The organism is Streptomyces sp. NPDC001604, assembly GCF_042893475.1.
In the GTDB taxonomy this organism is placed as follows: domain Bacteria; phylum Actinomycetota; class Actinomycetes; order Streptomycetales; family Streptomycetaceae; genus Streptomyces.
Genome location: NZ_JBIAUY010000012.1, coordinates 166156 through 183555, shown reverse-complemented (window position 1 = coordinate 183555; position 17400 = coordinate 166156). Strand labels below are relative to the sequence as shown.

The following is a 17400-nucleotide window of genomic DNA, read 5'->3' as shown; positions in this document are numbered from 1 at the left end:
GGGGACAAGAGGTGGTAGACCACTCTCAGCGACAGAGAGGTCGGCCGTGGGCACTGACGAGGAGCAGGACCTTGCCCGGCAGCGGTTCGACGTGGCCGATGCCGCGCCTCTGCTGCTCGACGCCCAGGGCGTGGTGACCAACTGGACCCGGGACGCCCGGCGGCTGCTGGACTACACCGCCTCCGAGGTGGTCGGCACCCCGGTGGCCGGCCTGCTGGCCACGGAGGACGCCGCGCGGGTGCCCGAGGTGGCCGAGCGGTGCCGTCGGGACGGCGGCTGGGCCGGGCTGCTGACCGCCCGGCACAAGGACGGGCACCAGGTCCGGGTGATGGTCCGGATCACTCCGGCGGTGGGGACGGGCGGCGGGGCGCACTGGCTGGTGCTGCTCTCCGACATGGCCGGGGCACGCGGCTGGGACATGAGCCGTGCGGTGCTGGAGCAGATGGTGACCGGCTCGCCCGTCGGCATAGCGGTCGTGGACGCGAATCTGCGGTGCGTCTGGTCGAACGCGGCCCTGGAGCGGTTCGGCGGCGGCTCCCCAGGGGAGCGGCTGGGCCGGCGGCTGGCGGAGATCCAGCCGGGCCTCGACTCCGAGGGCATCGAGGCACAGATGCGGCGCGTGCTGGAGACCGGACAGCCGGTGGTCGGCTACGAGCACGTCGGCCATGTGCGCTCCGCACCGCTCCGGGAGACGGCGCACATGATGTCGTTCACCCGTCTCGAGGACGACAACGGCCACCCGATGGGCGTCTACTACACGGTCGTCGACATCACCGAGCGGCACCGCGCCCGGCAGCGGCTGGCCCTGCTCGACCGGGCCGGCGAACAGATCGGCCGCAGCCTGGACATCGTGCGGACCGCTCAGGAGCTGGCCGACGTGGCCGTGCCGGGCTGCGCCGACTTCGTCTGCGTCGACCTGCTGGAGTGGGTGCTGCGCGGCGCGGAGCCCCCGGCCGGACCGCTCAGCCCCGCGGAGGCGGTGCCCCTGCGGCGGGCCGGACACCAGTCGGTGAACCCGGGCGTCCCCGAAGCCGTCGTGGAGATCGGCGCGGTGGCCCACTATCTGCCCGGATCGCCCCCGATCCGCTGCCTGGCCACCGGCCTGTCCTGGCGCGAGGAGCGGCTCGACCCGCTGGCCCGGGAGTGGGCCACCGACCTGCCCGGCGACCGGACGGCCACGTTCCTGGAGCTGGGGCTGCACACCGTGATGGTCGTGCCGATCCGCGCGCGGGGCGTCACCCTCGGCGTCACCACGTTCTTCCGGCGCCGGCGTCAGGAGCCCTTCGACGAGGACGACCTCAGCCTGGCCGAGGACCTGGTCTCACGGGCCGCGGTCTGCGTGGACAACGCCCGCCGCTACGCCCGCGAACGCAATGCGGCGCTGGTGCTGCAGCGCAGCCTGCTCCCGCACCGGCTGCCCGAACAGGACGCCGTGGAGGTGGCAGCCTGCTACCGGCCGGCCGACGAGCTCACCGGCCTGGGCGGCGACTGGTACGACCTCATCCCGCTGTCGGGCGCCCGCGTGGCGCTCGTCGTGGGTGAGGTGCCGGGGCACGGCATCGACGCGGCCGCTGCCATGGGGCGCCTGCGGACTGCCGTACGCACCCTGGCGGCGCTGGATCTGCCGCCCGAGGAGGTGCTTGCGCACCTGGACGACCTGGCCGCACTCACCGGCCGCGAGGAGGGCGGCGACCCGGACACTCCGGAGGACGTCGACGTGCAGGTCGCGGGGTCCGGCTGCGTGTACGTCGTCTACGACCCCGTCGACGGACAGTGCACGATGGCCGCCGCGGGCCATCCCGCGCCCGCCGTCGTCATGCCCGACGGCACCGTCACCTTCGTGAACCTGCCGCAGGGCCCGCCTCTCGGCGTGGGCGGGCGGCCCTTCGAGGCGGTGGAGCTGGCCCTCGCCGAGGGCAGCATGCTCGCCCTGCACACGGACGGGCTGCTGGCCCGCGAGGCCGACGACCGTCCGGTCGACGCGGACCGCGAGCGGCTGCGCCGGGCCCTGGAACGGATCGCATCCTCCCTCGACCTGCGCTGCCGGGCCGTGGTCGACGCACTGATCCCGGACCGTCCGGACGACGACGTGGCGCTGCTGATGGCACGCACCAAGCTGCTGGGCGCCGACCAGGTCGCCGACTGGGACCTGCCCGCCGACCCGGCCGTCGTCGCCGACGCCCGCAAGGAAGCCGCCCGGCAGCTGACCGAGTGGGGCCTGGAGGAGCTGGCCTTCACCACGGAACTCGTGGTCAGCGAGCTGGTCACCAACGCCATCCGGCACGCCGAAGGCCCCATCCGGCTCCGCCTGATCAGGGAACGCGCCCTGATCTGCGAGGTCTCCGACGGCGGCGCCACCGCTCCCCATCTGCGCCATCCGCGCACCACCGACGAGGGCGGGCGCGGGCTGCTGCTGGTGTCGCAGTTCACCCAGCGGTGGGGCACCCGCTTCGTCCCCGAGGGGAAGGTCATCTGGGCCGAGCAGTCCCTGACGGATCCCCCGGACTGACACACCAATACCGCACATACGACGCATCGCGTGGGAAAATTGCGTGAACCCGGCGGTGAGGCGGCAGCCATGAACGATGGGGCGATCGACTACGCGGCAGTGTTCCAGTGCCTGCCGGGGATGGTGGCGCTGCTGACGCCCGAGCTGGTGTTCGCGGACGCCAACGAGGAGTTCCTGCGGTTGGCCGGGCGCGCCCGCGAGCAGGTCGTCGGCCGCTATCTGTTCGACGTCTTCCCCGACAACCCGAACGACTCCACCGCCTCCGGCATGCGCAATCTGGAGGCGTCGCTGCAGCGGGTGCTGGAGACCGGTGAGCGCGACGCCATGGCCCTGCAGCGCTACGACGTCGAGAACCCCGACCGGCCCGGCGAGTGGGAGGAGCGCTACTGGAGCCCGGTCAACGCTCCGGTGCTCGGCCCGGACGGCAAGGTGGTGCTGATGGTGCACCGCGTCGAGGAGGTCACCGAGCTGATCAAGGCCAGGGGCAGCCCACGCAGCAGCCGGGCCCGGGTGCTGGAGGCCGAGCTGTACACCCGCGCCCGCGAACTGCAGGACCTCAACGAGCGGCTGCGGCAGGCCCACGCCCGCGAGCGCGAGGTGGCCATCGCACTGCAGGAGGCGATGCTGCCCGCCCGCCGGCAGGCCGGCCACCAGCATGCGGCCGTGCGCTACCGGCCCGCCGTCGGCTCGCTCAACGTGTGCGGGGACTGGTACGACCTCGTCGACCTGGTGGGCGGCCACCGCATCGGCGTGGCGGTGGGCGACGTGGTCGGGCACGGGCTCGCGGCCGCCGGGGTCATGGGCCAGCTGCGCAGCGCGCTGAGCGCCGCCTCCCGGGTCGCCGAGGGCCCGGCCGAGGCGCTGAACGTGCTGGGCCGCTATGCGCACGTGGTCGACGGCGCCGAGTCCGCCACCGCCGTCACGACGTTCATCGACTACGACGAGCACACCATCACCTACAGCAGCGCCGGGCACCCCCCGCCGGTCCTCGTCCACGCCGACGGCCGTATCGAGTTCCTCGACCAGGCCACCGACCCGCCGCTCGACGCCCGCCCCGACCCGATCCCCAGACCCCAGGCCTGCACCCGGTACGCCGCGGGCGCCACGCTCGTCCTGTACACCGACGGCCTGATCGAACGAAGACGGGAGGACATCGACACCGGCCTGGCCCGCCTCGCCGACTCCCTGGCCCGCCACCGCACGGAGGACCCCGAACGGCTGGCCGACGCGGTCCTGCTGGAGCTGCTGCCGCCGGGGGGTGCGACCGACGACACCGCCCTGGTCATCGTGCGGCTGTGAGCGAGCAGAAGGCGCGGTGCGCCGCAAGGGCCGGGCGTTCGCCAGCAGTTGAACGCGATCGCGCCATGATGTGTCATCAGGTTGCTGTCTACCAGTCGGTAACTGGAGGCTGGTGCGGCAGTTGTCCCCACGCGCGCGACGCGGCGTCCGCCGTGTTCCGGCGAACTGCGCCTGCACATAGACTGGCGATCCCACGACACGCCGGTTGACCTGCTGGAACGCGGCGGCACAGGCGATCCGCCGGAGTGAGGAGCGACCCTTTGTTCTACTACGTGCTCAAATACGTGTTGCTGGGACCTCTGCTGAGACTGGTCTTCCGGCCTCGCATCGAAGGCCTCGAACACGTGCCGGCCGAAGGCCCGGCGATCGTCGCCGGCAACCATCTGTCCTTCTCGGACCACTTCCTGATGCCGGCCATCCTCAAGCGCCGCATCACCTTCCTCGCCAAGAAGGAGTACTTCACCGGTCCCGGCATCAAGGGCCGCCTCACCGCGGCCTTCTTCCGCAGCGCCGGGCAGATCCCGGTCGACCGCACCGGCAAGGAAGCGGGCCAGGCCGCCATCCGCGAGGGCCTCGGCGTGCTGAGCAAGAACGAACTGCTCGGCATCTACCCGGAGGGCACCCGCTCGCACGACGGCCGCCTGTACAAGGGCAAGGTCGGGGTGGCGGTGATGGCGCTGCGGGCCCAGGTGCCCGTCATCCCCTGCGCGATGATCGGCACCTTCGAGGCACAGCCGCCCGGCAAGGTCATCCCGAACATCCACCCCGTCGTCATCCGCTTCGGCAAGCCCCTCGACTTCTCGCGCTATGCCGGAATGGAGAACGAGAAGGCCGTCCTGCGCGCCATCACCGACGAGATCATGTACGCGATTCTGAAGCTGTCCGAGCAGGAGTACGTCGACGAGTACGCGGCCGTGGTCAAGGCACAGCAGGCCGAGGCGGCCGGGGCCGCGGAGAAGGAGCGCCGCTTCCCGCGGATGCCGCTGGGTTAGGACAGGCCTGAGCCAAGGTGAGCACGAGGAAGGGGCGGCCGGAGTGTTCCGGCCGCCCCTCACTTCGTAGCGCTGCCGGTTACGGCTTGGGCGTGGCGTGCGGGGTGCAGGTCACGTCCGCGGCGTCCAGCTTGCCGCTCAGGAGGTAGTCGTCCACCTTCTGGTTGATGCACGGGTTGACCAGGCCGGTCACACCGTGCGAGCCCGCGTCCTTCTCGGTGATCAGGCGGGAGCCCTGGAAGCGGTTGTGCAGTTCGACGGCGCCGTCGTACGGGGTGGCGGCGTCATGCGTGGACTGCACGATCATGACCGGCGGCAGACCCTTGTGGGTCTTGACGTTCACCGGGGTCCGCTGCTTGACCGGCCAGGTGGCGCACGGCAGGTTCATCCAGGCGTTGGCCCAGGTCATGAACGGGTAGTTCTTGTTGAGCTCGGTGTTGTCCTTGTCCCACTTCTTCCAGCTGGTGGGCCACTTGGCGTCGGTGCACTCGACGGCCGTGTAGACGGCGTTGCCGTTCTCCGCGGTGATGTTGCCCGCGGTGTCGGACATGTCCGGGGCGGCCGCGTCGACCAGCGCCTTGGTGTCGCCGGCGAAGTACTTGCTGAACGCCGTGGCGACCGGCACCCACGAGGAGTCGTAGTACGGGGCGCTCTGGAAGAAGGAGATCAGCTCGGCCGGGCCGACGACCCCGCCGAGCGGGCTCTTCTTGGCGGTGGCGCGCAGCTCGAGCCACTTCGCCTGGACGGCGTCGCGCGTGGTGCCGAGGTGGAAGGCGGCGTCGTTGGCGGCGACCCAGTCCTCCCAGTCCTTCCAGCGGCCCTCGAAGGCGACGTCCTGGTCCAGGTTGGCCTGGTACCAGATCTTCTCCCGCGACGGGTTGACGACACTGTCCACGATCATGCGGCGCAGATGGCCCGGGAACATGGTGCCGTAGACGGCGCCGATGTAGGTGCCGTAGGAGACGCCCAGGTAGTTGAGCTTCTTCTCGCCGAGCGCGGCACGGATCACGTCCAGGTCGCGCACCGTGTTGGGCGTGGTCATCTGCGAGAGCATCGCCTTGCCGGTGCGCTCGGCGCAGCCCTTGGCGTACTCGGCGGCCAGCTTGCGCTGGGCCAGCTTGTCGGCCTCGGAGTCCGGCACCGGGTCCGCCTTGGGCGCCTTCACGAACTCCTGCGGGTCGATGCAGGAGATCGGCGCGGAGTGGCCGACACCACGCGGGTCGAAGCCGACGAAGTCGTACGCCTTGGCCACGTTGGCCCACACCGGGTTCTTGGTCGTGACCCGGCGCGGGAAACGCATACCGGAGGCGCCGGGGCCGCCCGGGTTGTAGACGAGGGCGCCCTGGCGCTCCTCCTTCGTCCCCGTGTTGCCGATGCGGTCGACGGCCAGCTTGATCTGCTTGCCGTACGGATGCGCGTAGTCGACCGGGACGCTGACGTACCCGCACTGGATGGGCTTCTCGAAACCCCAGTCGGCGGGGCAGTCCTGCCAGTCGATGCCGGCCTTCGCCGCCCGCTCGGCCGCGATGGCGGCGCCGCGGGCCTCGCGGTCCTTGGCGGGCCGCGCGCCGGCGGTCGCGCTGGCACTCGGCGCCGCGACCGCGCCGGCTATGAGCGTCGCCGCGGCGAGCACTCCGGCCGAGCCGAGCGCGGTGGCCCGCTTCTTTCGTCTCATATCCCTCAAGTGGGACCTCCCCCAACGTCATTGCGATTGTCAGGGGCGATCCTTTCGGCTGTGTACATGCCGAGAACAGGGGTCGTTGACCTTCTTTACCAATCCGATAAACGGTGACCTTGTTCCGCTCAGCGGAACCTCACGCCACGGCGGCCAACGCCTCGTCCAGTACCCGCCGCAGCCGCAGGGCATCGGCCGCCACCGCGCTGACGAGCACGGCGGGCCCGGCGAGCGGCATCACCACGGCGCCCTCCCGCACCACCCGGGCCGCCACGGGCTCCACCCCGAACTCGGGCCGTACGACGACCAGTTGCCCCACGGCCCGGTGCCCGCCCAGCACGGCCGGACCGTCCCACCCGCCCGGCGCTCCGGGCCCGCAGGCCAGCTCCTGGTCGAGGACCACCCGCCCCTCGACACAGACCGTAAGACGACTGGTCAGCCGCCCGGGTTGCTCGCCGACCCGTCCGAGCACCTGTTCCTCGCGCAGCACGAGCCGAGCGGTACCGCCGAGCTCGACCCGCGTCCTGACATGGAGGTCGCTCCCGTGCGCGGAGATCAACTGCTCGGGGAGCCACTCCAGTTCACCGCCGTCGGCGACGTCGAGCCGCACGTCGTAGCGTGCCTCGCCCTTGGCCTGCCCGGGCAGCGCGATGGTGGCGGCGGCCGACCCGACCCGCAGCCGTGCCCCGCTCCCCACCTCCGCCTCGACGGCGAACTCGTCGCCGCCGAGCGGTCCGCTCATCGCCCCGACGAGCATGACCCGCGCCTCGGCAGCACCGCTGCGCGTCCGCCGCAGCGCGAGCGGCCCCTCCCCCTGGAGCACCGGCAGGGCCGTACCGCCCCTGCCGTCCTCGCGGGCGACGATCCGAGCGGTGGCCCGCACCCCGCTCACCGTCACGCCGTCCACGCGGCGAGCTGCGCCCGCACCCACCCGGCGACGTCGGTCACCCCGGCCTCGCTCCTGAGCGACTGGAAGACGACGGGCAGTTCGGCACGCTGCGCCTTGGCGTCGGCGGCCATCCGCTGGAGATCGGAGCCGACGTACGGCGCGAGGTCGGTCTTGTTGACGACGAGCAGATCGGCCGTGGTCACCCCCGGCCCGCCCTTCCGCGGAATGTCGTCACCACCGGCCACATCGATGACGAAGATCTGGGCGTCGACGAGCCCCTTGGAGAAGGTCGCGGTGAGATTGTCCCCACCGGACTCGACCAGGATCAGATCCAGCGGCCCGACCTCGTCCTCCAGGTCCTCCACCGCCTCCAGATTGGCGGAGATGTCGTCCCGGATCGCGGTGTGCGGACAGGCCCCCGTCTCCACGGCGGTGATCCGCTCGGGAGGCAACACGGCTTCCCGGAGCAGAAACTCGGCGTCCTCGCGGGTGTAGATGTCGTTGGTCACGACGGCGAGGGACAGCTCGTCACGCAGGGCCCGGCACAACGCCGCAACGGTGGCGGTCTTGCCCGAGCCGACAGGCCCCCCGAGCCCGATCCGCAGGGCCCGCCGCGATCCGTCGGGACGGCGAGCGTCGGCGCTGACGGCGGCAGGCCCGTCGTGGCTGTGATCCAGATGCATGACTACGGCTCCAATACTTCAGCACGATTTCAGCCCGTCCGGCGCATCTCAGCCCGTCCGGCGTTTGAGGACGAGGCCGTTCAGGCCGAAAAGGGGGTCTGGGGGAAAAGCCCCCAGGTTCGGGAACGGGAAGGGGCGGCGGGGGCGAAGGAAACTACGAGGCGAACAGCCGCACAGCCCATGCGGCATGCACCTCCGCGGAAATCTCCAGCAACGGCCCGGAAGCCGCAGGCACCGCATCGACTCCCTCGTCGACAACGACCCGCGCCGCCTCCACCGCCCGATCCGCGACACGATCGACCTCCGGCGCCAGCCGAGCCAGCACCCCCGTCGCATCGAACGGATCAAGACTCAACAACCGCACCGTCGCACCGGCCGGCCCACTGACGCTCTCGTACGCCGCACAGTAGGCCGCATCCACGGCCTCCAAGCCCGCCGCCCGAGCGGCCACCCCGAGCACCACCGGCTGATGCGCGCCCTTGGGAAACTCCCGTGCCAGGGCGTCGAGTTCACCCGAGGGCCAGGCAGCGCGAGCGGCCCGCATCAACTGCCGGCCCAGCTTCCGCCCGGCGACCCGCAAGGCAGGCGACGGCGTCCGCGCATCCGCCGCCGCATCCAGGGCCACAGGATCCACGCCGAGCACGGCGGCGGCCGCGAGCGAGGCCGCGACCAGCCCCGCCGTGTGCAGCCGCCCCCGGCAGAAGGACTCCAGGCTCGCGGCCCCACTGATCCGCCCGGCCTTCACGGCCGCCTCGGCCCCGCCGGAGTGCGCATGCCCTCCGGCGGGAAAGCGCCCGTCGGCCAGAACGAGAAGAGCTGCCCTGGACATCAGAAGAGGAAGTACCGCTGAGCCATGGGCAGTTCGGCGGCCGGCGTAGCCTCGACCAGCTCCCCGTCGATGTGCACGGCGAAGCTGTCGGGGTCGACCTGCACCCGGGGCCGCGCGTCGTTCTCCCGCATGTCGGCCTTGGTGACCCCGCGCGTCGACTCGATCGCGACGAACCGCTTGCCGAGCGAGAGCCGCTCCGGCAGCCCGTCCTCGATGGCGAGGGGCGCCACGAAGTTGAAGGAGTTCGAGGCGGGCGCCCGCCCGATCGCCCCGTACATCGGCCGCGGAAGGATCGGCTGCGGCGTCGGGATGGACGCGTTGGCGTCGCCCATCTGCGCGTAGGCGATCTGCCCGCCCTTGACGACCAGTTGCGGCTTGACCCCGAAGAACGCGGGCTCCCACAGCACGAGGTCGGCGAGCTTGCCGGTCTCCACCGAGCCGATCTCCCGCGCAAGTCCCTGCGCGAGCGCCGGATTGATCGTGTACTTGGCCACGTAACGCCGCACCCGCCGGTTGTCGGCGCGCCCGTCGCCCGGCAGCGCTCCACGCCGCCGCTTCATCACGTGTGCCGTCTGCCAGGTCCGCATGATGACCTCGCCGACGCGCCCCATGGCCTGGGCGTCGGACGAGATGATCGAGATGGCGCCCAGGTCGTGCAGGATGTCCTCGGCCCCGATGGTGGACGGCCGGATCCGCGACTCGGCGAACGACAGGTCCTCGGGCACCGCCGGGTTGAGGTGGTGGCACACCATCAGCATGTCGAGGTGTTCCTCGGCGGTGTTGACGGTGAACGGCCGCGTCGGGTTGGTCGAACTCGGCAGCACATGCGGCTCGGAGACGACGGTCATGATGTCCGGCGCGTGCCCGCCGCCCGCACCCTCGGTGTGGTACGCGTGGATGCCGCGCCCGGCGATCGCGGCGAGGGTGTCGCCCACGAACCCGGCCTCGTTGAGCGTGTCCGTGTGAATGGCGACCTGGATGCCCGTCTGGTCCGCCACGGTCAGCGAGGCGTCGATGACGGCGGGCGTCGAGCCCCAGTCCTCGTGCAGTTTGAGGCCCAGCGCCCCGCCGCGGATCTGCGACAGCATCGCCTCGTGCGAGACGGTGTTGCCCTTGCCGAGGAAGCCGATGTTGAGCGGGTACTGCTCCATCGCCTCCAGCATCCGCGCGAGGTGCCAGGGGCCGGGCGTGACCGTGGTGGCCTTGGAGCCCTCGGCGGGTCCGGTGCCGCCGCCCACCAGCGTGGTGATACCGGCGGACAGCGCCTCGTCGGCGATCTGCGGACAGATGAAGTGGACGTGCGCGTCGATGGCGCCGGCGGTCAGGATCCGCCCGTTGCCCGCGATGACCTCGGTCTCGGGGCCGATGACCAGGTCGGGGTGGACGCCGTCCATGGTGTCGGGGTTGCCGGCCTTGCCGATCCCGGTGATCCGGCCGTCGCGGATGCCGACATCGGCCTTGACGATGCCCCAGTGGTCGATGATCACCGCACCCGTGATGACCGTGTCCGGGGTGCCCTCCGCGCGCGTGGCACGCGACTGGCCCATGGACTCCCGGATGACCTTGCCGCCGCCGAACACGGCCTCGTCACCGGCGAGTCCGGGTCCGCCGGAACGATCCTCCTCGATCTCGACGACCAGATCGGTGTCGGCGAGCCGGATGCGGTCGCCGGTGGTGGGGCCGAACAGGTCGGCGTACGCGGCACGCGAGATCTCAGGCATCGAGGGCACCTCCGGTCTCCCCGCGCAGCCCGGGCACCACACGGGCGCCGGCCAGCGGGACGAGTTCGACGTCGACGGGGATCCCGGGCTCGAAGCGCACGGCCGTACCCGCGGCGATGTTGAGCCGCTTGCCGCGGGCGGCTGCGCGGTCGAAGTCCAGGCCGGGGTTGGCCTCGGCGAAGTGGTAGTGGGAGCCGACCTGGACGGGCCGGTCGGCGGCGTTGAGGACGGTCAGCCGGGTGACCTCGCGGCCCTCGTTGTACACAACGGACTCGTCCGCGAACAGGATCTCGCCGGGAATCATCGAGGCCCCCTCAGACGATCGGGTCGTGGACGGTGACGAGCTTGGTGCCGTCCGGGAAGGTCGCCTCGACCTGGACGTCGTGGATCATCTCGGGAATGCCCTCCATGACGTCGTCCCTGGTCAGGAGCTTGCGCCCGGAGGCCATGAGCTCGGCGACCGTACGGCCGTCACGGGCGCCTTCGAGGATGTGCGCGGTGATGAGGGCGATCGCCTCGGGGTGGTTGAGCTTGAGCCCGCGGGCCCGGCGCTTCTCGGCGACGTCGGCCGCCACATGGATGAGCAGCCTCTCTTGCTCGTGCGGGGTCAGTTGCACGTCCCACCTCACAGTCCTCGCCCGGACCGTGCGGGGTCCGGTTGCCGCAGCCACGGGGCAAAGTCCCTGGTGGCGTGGATCGGCAGGCTAGTTGGACCGAGTTTCAAGCAAGTTAACCGAGCTGTGATCCTGCACGCTCATCAACGCCCGTAGACCGTCTCGCAGGACGTCGCTCGAAGCCGGCCCGAACAGCGCCTGCTGCGCGAGGAAGCCCATCGCGGCGGCCATCATCGTGCGGGCCACGTCGTCCGGGGACACGTCCGACCGCATCATTCCGGCTTCCTGGTACGACTCGGCGATCCGCCCCCAGGTCTCCCGCACCGCGCCGTAGCCCTCACGCAGCAGGGCCGCGAGCTCCTCGTTGCGGAGGGTCTCCGCCCATACCTGGACGACGAGCCCCGGAAAGGCGGGCCGCCCGTCCACGGTCAGCGACTCCTTGGCCGCGAGCACGCGGCCGAGCACCGACGACACCAGGAGGTCCGGAGGCGGGGGCGGGCTGTTGCGGGCCTCCTCCTCGAAGGCCTTGTGCACCTGGCCGAGCACCTCCGCGACGATCGCGGCGATCAGCTCCTCCTTGCCGCTGAAGTAGCGGTAGACGGCACCCGCGGACAGGTCCACCTCCTTCAGGACGTCCTGCATGGACGTGGCGTGGAAGCCGTTGCGTGCGAAGCACAGCGCGGCGCCGTCGAGGATCTGCCGGCGGCGGGCGTCGAGGTGTTCCTGGGATACACGGGCCATGGTCACAAAGTAAAACGAACGTTCCTTCTTGACAAGCACCCCCGGACGGCAGGACGGTGGTGACACACCTAAAACGAACGATCCTTCTTTTTACTCCGTCTGGAGAGGAAGCCATGTCCGCCACGTCCGCCACCCCCGCAAGGACACGGACCCGCCGCCTGATCGCGGTCGTCGTCCTCGTCCCGCTGCTCGCCGCCCTGGCACTGTGGGCCTTCGCCTGGCCCGCCGCGCGCACCGCGCCCCGCGACCTGCCGCTCGGCGTGGCCGGCCCCACGGCCGCGACGGCCCAGGTGGAAAGGCAGCTTGAGCAGAAGAAGGGCGCGTTCGAGATCCACCGCTACGCCGACGAGGCCGCCGCCCGGAACGCCATCGAGGACCGGACCGTATACGGCGCTGTCGTCGTCACGGCCCAGGGCCCCGAGCTGCTCACCGCCTCGGCCGCGAGCCCGACGGTCGCCCAGCTGCTGCAGCAGGCAGTGGCCCGGCAGGCGTCCGCCGAGGGCGCACAGATCCGTACGGTCGACGTCGTGGCCACCCCGGCGAACGACCCTCGCGGCGCCGCCCTCAACGCCGGCGTGCTGCCGCTGGCGCTGGCCGGGATCGCGGCCGGCTCGGTGGTGACCATGACGGGACTGCGCGGTCCGCGTGCCGTGGCCGCGCTGATCGGGGCCGCCACGCTGGTCGGCGCGACCGCGGCCGGTATCGCGCACAGCTGGCTCGGGGTGCTCACCGGCGACTGGTGGGCGGAGGCCGGCGTACTGGGCCTGGCGACGCTGGCCGTGAGTGCCGCGGTCGCAGGGCTCGGCGCCCTGTTCGGACGGGCGGGCACCGGGATCGCGGCGGGCACCGTGATGCTGTTCGGCAACCCCTTCTCCGGCGCACCCTCGGCCCCGCAGATGCTGCCCGAGCCGGTCGGCACCATCGGCCAGTGGCTGCCGCCGGGCGCGGGGACGACCCTGCTCCGCTCGGTGTCGTTCTTCGACGGCGCGGCGGCGACCGGCCCCGCCCTGACCCTCACCTGGTGGGCCCTCGTGGGCCTGGGCGCCGTGCTGCTCGGCCATGCACTCAGGTCGCGGGCGAAGACCACCGAGCCCGCCGCCGAGCGGACCCTCGCCGCGGTCGGCTGATCCGGCGCAGCGAACCGACCGTGCATCCCCGCCGTAGCGGACGGGGGTGCACGGTCTTTGCGTTCCTACGAGGCGCCGGTCCCGCGGTGGTGCGCCGCGATGCCGAAGCGCTGCTGTTCGCGGGGAGCGGACGCCACCTCGCGGACGGTGGAGACCGAGCTGATCACCTGCTCCTCGGCGGGCTCCGGGACTTCCTGCAGCTCCTCCAGCCGCTCCAGGTCGGCGGCGGAGACCAGGGCGACGAGGGGCTTTCCGTGCCGTGTCACGACGACGCGCTCACCGCCGTACACCACCCGGTTGATCAGATCGGCGAGCTCAGCCCTGGCTTGCGTCACCGGAATCTCGTAGGCCATACCCCCATCATAACGTCATGTACGTCCTGTACATTTTTTACAGACGCAGAAGGAGGGGTACCGATGACCCGACCGTCCGCCCGTTACGTCCTGCCCGAGTTCACCGAACGCACCAGCTCCGGCACCAAGACGATGGATCCGTACTCCAAGCTGCTGGAGGAGCGGATCGTCTTTCTCGGGACGCCGATCGACGACACCTCGGCGAACGATGTGATGGCCCAGTTCATGCACCTCGAGTACCAGGCGCCGGACCAGGACATCTCGCTCTACATCAACTCCCCCGGCGGCTCGTTCACCGCCATGTCGGCGATCTACGACACGATGCAGTACGTCGGCTGCGACGTGGAGACGATCTGCCTGGGGCAGGCCGGCTCGTCCGCCGCGGTGCTGCTCGGGGCGGGCACGCCCGGCAAGCGGTTCGCGCTGCCGGGCGCGCGCATGGTGATCCACCAGCCGCTCCTGGCCGAGCCCATCGAGGGACAGACCAGCGATCTGGCCATCCAGGCCGAGGAGTTGGGCCGGATGCGGGCCCGGCTGGAGCAGATGCTCGTACGGCACACGGGACGCAGCCCGGAGCAAGTCGCGGCGGACATCGAGCGGGACAAGATCCTGAACGCCCAAGAAGCCGTGGAGTACGGCCTGGTGGACCGGATCATCCCCAGCCGCAAGGCCACCCTCGCCCCGCCCACCGGGCGGTGAGCGGCCGGTGCTCCCACCCGAACTTCCGCCGCTGCCCGCCCTCACCCGCGCCGAGGGCGAGTTGATCGACCGTTACCTCGACGTGGTCGACCTGCTCGGCCGCATCAATCCGGCGCAGCCCGGCGACACGTATCGCGGGCTGCGGGCGGCGCAGGCGCTGGTGAGCAAGGCGGCCCTGCTGCGCGACGCCCTGGCGCTGATGCACCAGCGGGGCGAGACCGAACTGCACGCCCCGACACTGGGACGCGCCCTTCGGGTGCTCGACGGGGAGCGGCGCACCGCCCGGGTCACGGTGCCGCCGCAGTCCGAAAGTTGACGCACGTACAACCGGTCCGGACCTTCCGTCCTGTGGGCGCAACGTCCGGACCGGAGTTCAAACGGACCAAATGAGGTACCCCCATTCGGCGTAGTCGCGGCTCCTTTTTCGCGACCGTCAGGGTTGCGCAACGCGCCTGCCCCGAGGGCGGTTTCCGGTGCTCCGGTGCTGGTCCGAGCCTCCTCGGGGGCCTCAACGCTCCCTCGAACACAGGGGTGTCCACCCGAACGGGTGAGTGGTGAGTAACGACACAAACCCCCGGTTCCATTGGGATTTTCGGACTTGTATGGGTGAAGATCCCTGTCTGACGACAAGCCCCCGCCGCAGCGGCGGGGCGATCCGGGCGGACGCCGAGTCCTGCCGCCGCCCGGATGACCGGTCGACAGGAGTGGATCGGCAGGAGTGGAGGACCCAAGCAAGACGGGTCGCCGGAACGGTCACGCCATGACCGGGTCGAGCAGCCCTTGGGGTGAAGCCGCGTCAGCGGCCGGGCAACTTCGCCAGCCCGAATCCGACAGGTCATCCTTCACAGGCGGCTGACGAAGGGTTGCGCATGACTGCGCTCAATCGTGTCCCGTCGCTGATGGTCCGGGCCGGTACGGCCTCGGCCCTCACCATCGCCGCAGTGGGCGGCTCCATCGTGGTCCCGGGTGTCGCCTCCGACGCCTCGGCAGCCACCATGGCGACGAAGGCACTTCAGATCGCGGCTTCCAAAAAGGGTTCCCCGTACAAGTGGGGCGCCTCGGGACCGCGCCGGTTCGACTGCTCCGGGCTCACGCTGTACTCGTTCAAGAAGGCGGGCAAGACCCTGCCCCGTACGGCGGCCCAGCAGTACAACAAGACCAGGCACATCTCCGCGAAGAGCCGGAAGGCCGGAGACCTGGTGTTCTTCCACTCGGGCTCCAACGTCTACCACGTCGGCATCTACGCCGGGAAGGGGAAGATCTGGCACGCCCCGAAGACCGGGGACGTCGTAAAGCTGCAGAAGATCTGGACGTCCAGCGTCTGGTACGGCCGGGTCAGCTGACTCTCCCGCGGGGGCGACGGCAACCTGACACGCCGCCGCCCCCGCGGGGCATTACGCGGCACCAGAGCGCCCCGGCGCGGTTGCGCGGCACGGTTGAGCGACTACGGCTCCTGCTGCCCCGCTGCCGGCACCGGCTGGGCCGGTACGGTCCACGGGAGCTCGATGGTGACCGTCTTGCCGCCCTCACGGGTGGGGCGGACATGCAGTCGGCCACCGCATTCGGCGGCCAGCCAGCGGATGATCACCATGCCCCGGCCGTTGTCCTGCTGCACGGCGGCGGGCAGGCGCTTGGGGAAGCGGGGGTGGCTGTCGGTGACACCGATGCGGAGCTGCTCGTCACGGTGGAGTTCGATGTCCACCGTGAAGGTGGGTGACTGACCGAAGGTGTGCTGTACCGAGTTGGTGGCGAGTTCGGAGACGATGAGGCGGATGGTCTCGGCGGCCTCCGTGTCCGCAGGCAGTCCCCACTCGGCCAGCGTGGTGACCACGAAGCCGCGGGCCGCGGAGACCGAGGCGGGATCGCTCGGCAGAGTGACGGATGCTTCCAAATGGTCTGCCATGGCGCGGTCGTCCCTTTCCCACGGGACCGGAGTCCGACACGGAGCGGTTGGTTCGAGTACGGTCCCGGACTGGTGCTTCGTCGCCAGACTGCCATTACCGCGCCCGTCACGGGTGGCGATCCACCAAGATATGCATATATCTGTCGCTCAAAGCGGTGAACTCTGCGACGGGAGACCGTATTTGGGTGGCACGGAAGGAGTAAGGAGAAGCGCATGCAACACGGTCCCGCGGTGCGCCGCCGTAAGCTGGGCGCCGAACTGCGTGCGCTGCGCACGAGCGCGGGGCTCACCAGTGGTGAGGCCGCCCGGCTCGTCGGCTGGCACCAGTCGAAGGTGAGCCGGATCGAGACCGGCGCCAGCGGGGTGAAACCGGCCGATGTTCGGTTACTCCTGGACGCCTACGCCGTGTCGGACGCCCAACTCCGTGAATTGCTGCTGGTGTTGGCGGGCTCCGACGAGGGAGGCGGCCGGCATCACTGGTGGCACGCCTATCGTGGCGTACTGCCGCCGACCTACCGCGATTTCATCAGTCTGGAGTCCCAGGCGAGAGCGATGAGCACGCTGGAGACGTCTGTCGTACCCGGCCTTCTGCAGACGCCCGCTTACGCACGAGCGGTGACCCGGGCAGCGGTCGGCGGACTGGACGACGAACGGCTCGACGCCCTGGTCGAGGTGCGGCTGGCCAGGCAGGACGTGCTGCGTTCGGACCCGCCGCTGGAGCTGAGCGCGGTACTGGACGAGGCGGTACTACGCCGGGAGATCGGCGGACCCGACGTCATGGAGCAGCAGCTCGAACGGCTCCTGGAAGCGGCGCGGCTGCCTCAAGTGCGGCTTCAGGTACTGCCGTTCGCTGCCGGGGCGCACGTCGGTGTCACCGGACCTTTCGTAATCTTCTCATTTTCGAGCACTTCTGATCTGGACGTGGTTGTTCTCGACCACTTGACGAGTAGCCTCTACCTCGAACGGAAAGAAGACCTCCGGGCCTACACCGAGGCCTTCAACGCCCTTCAGTTCCACGCCCTTTCGCCCGAGGACTCGTTGGATTACATCGCCGGGATAGGTGACGGCGCGTAAGGAGGCACCATGTCAGCACTGCCTCGGAACGTACCTTCCAGTACCGATCTGCACGGCGTGCAGTGGCTGCGCAGCAGCTACAGCACGGGTGCGAACAACTGCGTCGAGACGGCTCGGCCGCACTGCGGCCCCTGGGCCGGGCTGCTCGCCGTGCGCGACTCCAAGGACCCGGCCGGGCCCGCCCTGCTCATCTCCCCCGAGAGCTGGACGGACTTCACGGCCACATTCAGGTCCTGATCAGTCCCGATCGGCCCTGACCAGTTCCGATCAGTTCCGCATCGTGCGGCACACG

19 protein-coding genes and 1 riboswitch are annotated in these 17400 nt (G+C 70.6%); of the genes, 9 read left to right on the top strand and 10 right to left on the bottom strand.

The annotated features are described in order from the left end of the window. The first annotated feature begins 46 nt into the window (after positions 1-46). From ACFY1E_RS29485 to ACFY1E_RS29475, 3 genes are all read left to right on the top strand, one after another. Positions 47-2509 carry a SpoIIE family protein phosphatase gene (locus ACFY1E_RS29485; RefSeq protein ID WP_389080872.1) on the top strand — a complete coding sequence of 821 codons (2463 nt, stop codon included), beginning with the start codon at positions 47-49 and terminating at the stop codon, positions 2507-2509. A gap of 69 nt (positions 2510-2578) precedes the next feature. Then, entirely contained in the window at positions 2579-3808 is a 1230-nt protein-coding gene (locus ACFY1E_RS29480; protein ID WP_389080870.1) for a PP2C family protein-serine/threonine phosphatase, read from the top strand. 260 nt (positions 3809-4068) lie between these two features. Further along, complete coding sequence (locus ACFY1E_RS29475) at positions 4069-4800, top strand: lysophospholipid acyltransferase family protein (RefSeq protein ID WP_389080868.1); 732 nt, start codon at positions 4069-4071, stop codon at positions 4798-4800. 79 nt (positions 4801-4879) lie between these two features. Here ACFY1E_RS29475 and ACFY1E_RS29470 read toward each other — a convergent pair whose 3' ends face one another. From ACFY1E_RS29470 to ACFY1E_RS29435, 8 genes are all read right to left on the bottom strand, one after another. Further along, positions 4880-6475 (bottom strand): alpha/beta hydrolase, encoded by a 1596-nt coding sequence (locus ACFY1E_RS29470; RefSeq protein WP_389080866.1) that lies wholly within the window; start codon positions 6473-6475, stop codon positions 4880-4882. Positions 6476-6614: 139 nt separating this feature from the next. After that, positions 6615-7382: an urease accessory protein UreD gene (locus ACFY1E_RS29465; RefSeq protein WP_389080863.1), complete on the bottom strand. Its 768-nt coding sequence runs from the start codon at positions 7380-7382 to the stop codon at positions 6615-6617. Beyond that, a complete protein-coding gene (gene ureG, locus ACFY1E_RS29460; RefSeq protein WP_389080861.1) occupies positions 7370-8047 on the bottom strand; it encodes an urease accessory protein UreG in 678 nt (225 codons plus the stop codon). The genes ACFY1E_RS29465 and ureG overlap by 13 nt, the downstream gene beginning before the upstream one ends. A 154-nt stretch (positions 8048-8201) precedes the next feature. Then, on the bottom strand, positions 8202-8876 hold the full coding sequence (locus ACFY1E_RS29455; RefSeq protein ID WP_389080859.1) for an urease accessory protein UreF: 675 nt from the start codon (positions 8874-8876) through the stop codon (positions 8202-8204). Further along, positions 8876-10597 (bottom strand): urease subunit alpha, encoded by a 1722-nt coding sequence (locus ACFY1E_RS29450; RefSeq protein ID WP_389080857.1) that lies wholly within the window; start codon positions 10595-10597, stop codon positions 8876-8878. Before ACFY1E_RS29450 ends, ACFY1E_RS29455 begins: the two co-directional genes overlap by 1 nt. Beyond that, positions 10590-10901: an urease subunit beta gene (locus ACFY1E_RS29445; RefSeq protein WP_389080855.1), complete on the bottom strand. Its 312-nt coding sequence runs from the start codon at positions 10899-10901 to the stop codon at positions 10590-10592. The genes ACFY1E_RS29450 and ACFY1E_RS29445 overlap by 8 nt, the downstream gene beginning before the upstream one ends. 10 nt (positions 10902-10911) lie before the next feature. Continuing rightward, a complete protein-coding gene (locus ACFY1E_RS29440; RefSeq protein ID WP_133931874.1) occupies positions 10912-11214 on the bottom strand; it encodes an urease subunit gamma in 303 nt (100 codons plus the stop codon). 87 nt (positions 11215-11301) lie between these two features. Then, positions 11302-11952: a TetR/AcrR family transcriptional regulator gene (locus tag ACFY1E_RS29435; RefSeq protein ID WP_389080853.1), complete on the bottom strand. Its 651-nt coding sequence runs from the start codon at positions 11950-11952 to the stop codon at positions 11302-11304. Between the two features lie 113 nt (positions 11953-12065). Here ACFY1E_RS29435 and ACFY1E_RS29430 point away from each other — a divergent pair, with 113 nt between their 5' ends. After that, positions 12066-13079 (top strand): ABC transporter permease, encoded by a 1014-nt coding sequence (locus ACFY1E_RS29430; protein WP_389080851.1) that lies wholly within the window; start codon positions 12066-12068, stop codon positions 13077-13079. A 65-nt stretch (positions 13080-13144) separates the two neighbouring features. Here ACFY1E_RS29430 and ACFY1E_RS29425 read toward each other — a convergent pair whose 3' ends face one another. Next, positions 13145-13432, bottom strand: coding sequence for a type II toxin-antitoxin system Phd/YefM family antitoxin (locus ACFY1E_RS29425; protein WP_389080849.1), 288 nt, complete (start codon positions 13430-13432; stop codon positions 13145-13147). Positions 13433-13495: 63 nt separating this feature from the next. Here ACFY1E_RS29425 and ACFY1E_RS29420 point away from each other — a divergent pair, with 63 nt between their 5' ends. From ACFY1E_RS29420 to ACFY1E_RS29410, 3 genes are all read left to right on the top strand, one after another. Continuing rightward, positions 13496-14131, top strand: coding sequence for an ATP-dependent Clp protease proteolytic subunit (locus tag ACFY1E_RS29420; RefSeq protein ID WP_389080847.1), 636 nt, complete (start codon positions 13496-13498; stop codon positions 14129-14131). A gap of 7 nt (positions 14132-14138) precedes the next feature. Further along, complete coding sequence (locus ACFY1E_RS29415; RefSeq protein WP_389080843.1) at positions 14139-14447, top strand: hypothetical protein; 309 nt, start codon at positions 14139-14141, stop codon at positions 14445-14447. A 338-nt stretch (positions 14448-14785) separates the two neighbouring features. Next, positions 14786-14997, top strand: a riboswitch (cyclic di-AMP (ydaO/yuaA leader). Positions 14998-15000: 3 nt separating this feature from the next. Further along, positions 15001-15474, top strand: coding sequence for a C40 family peptidase (locus ACFY1E_RS29410; protein WP_389080841.1), 474 nt, complete (start codon positions 15001-15003; stop codon positions 15472-15474). 101 nt (positions 15475-15575) lie between these two features. Here the strand turns inward: ACFY1E_RS29410 and ACFY1E_RS29405 are convergent, their stop codons facing one another. Beyond that, complete coding sequence (locus ACFY1E_RS29405) at positions 15576-16034, bottom strand: ATP-binding protein (RefSeq protein ID WP_389080839.1); 459 nt, start codon at positions 16032-16034, stop codon at positions 15576-15578. Positions 16035-16247: 213 nt separating this feature from the next. Between ACFY1E_RS29405 and ACFY1E_RS29400 the strand changes: the two genes are divergently transcribed. Together ACFY1E_RS29400 and ACFY1E_RS29395 are read left to right on the top strand one after the other, a co-directional pair. Continuing rightward, positions 16248-17108 (top strand): helix-turn-helix domain-containing protein, encoded by an 861-nt coding sequence (locus tag ACFY1E_RS29400; protein ID WP_389080836.1) that lies wholly within the window; start codon positions 16248-16250, stop codon positions 17106-17108. Positions 17109-17117: 9 nt separating this feature from the next. Beyond that, positions 17118-17345 (top strand): DUF397 domain-containing protein, encoded by a 228-nt coding sequence (locus ACFY1E_RS29395; protein ID WP_389080834.1) that lies wholly within the window; start codon positions 17118-17120, stop codon positions 17343-17345. Positions 17346-17400 lie beyond the last annotated feature (55 nt).

Bases quoted from the DNA above. Each gene is read 5' to 3' on its own strand.
- ACFY1E_RS29470 (WP_389080866.1), bottom strand. From the start codon at position 6,475: ATGAGACGAAAGAAGCGGGCCACCGCGCTCGGCTCGGCCGGAGTGCTC.
- ACFY1E_RS29425 (WP_389080849.1), bottom strand. From the start codon at position 13,432: ATGGCCTACGAGATTCCGGTGACGCAAGCCAGGGCTGAGCTCGCCGAT.
- ACFY1E_RS29455 (WP_389080859.1), bottom strand. From the start codon at position 8,876: ATGTCCAGGGCAGCTCTTCTCGTTCTGGCCGACGGGCGCTTTCCCGCC.
- ACFY1E_RS29420 (WP_389080847.1), top strand. From the start codon at position 13,496: ATGACCCGACCGTCCGCCCGTTACGTCCTGCCCGAGTTCACCGAACGC.
- ACFY1E_RS29445 (WP_389080855.1), bottom strand. From the start codon at position 10,901: ATGATTCCCGGCGAGATCCTGTTCGCGGACGAGTCCGTTGTGTACAAC.
- ACFY1E_RS29435 (WP_389080853.1), bottom strand. From the start codon at position 11,952: ATGGCCCGTGTATCCCAGGAACACCTCGACGCCCGCCGCCGGCAGATC.
- ACFY1E_RS29430 (WP_389080851.1), top strand. From the start codon at position 12,066: ATGTCCGCCACGTCCGCCACCCCCGCAAGGACACGGACCCGCCGCCTG.
- ACFY1E_RS29450 (WP_389080857.1), bottom strand. From the start codon at position 10,597: ATGCCTGAGATCTCGCGTGCCGCGTACGCCGACCTGTTCGGCCCCACC.
- ureG (WP_389080861.1), bottom strand. From the start codon at position 8,047: ATGCATCTGGATCACAGCCACGACGGGCCTGCCGCCGTCAGCGCCGAC.
- ACFY1E_RS29400 (WP_389080836.1), top strand. From the start codon at position 16,248: ATGCAACACGGTCCCGCGGTGCGCCGCCGTAAGCTGGGCGCCGAACTG.
- ACFY1E_RS29405 (WP_389080839.1), bottom strand. From the start codon at position 16,034: ATGGCAGACCATTTGGAAGCATCCGTCACTCTGCCGAGCGATCCCGCC.
- ACFY1E_RS29480 (WP_389080870.1), top strand. From the start codon at position 2,579: ATGAACGATGGGGCGATCGACTACGCGGCAGTGTTCCAGTGCCTGCCG.
- ACFY1E_RS29410 (WP_389080841.1), top strand. From the start codon at position 15,001: ATGACTGCGCTCAATCGTGTCCCGTCGCTGATGGTCCGGGCCGGTACG.
- ACFY1E_RS29395 (WP_389080834.1), top strand. From the start codon at position 17,118: ATGTCAGCACTGCCTCGGAACGTACCTTCCAGTACCGATCTGCACGGC.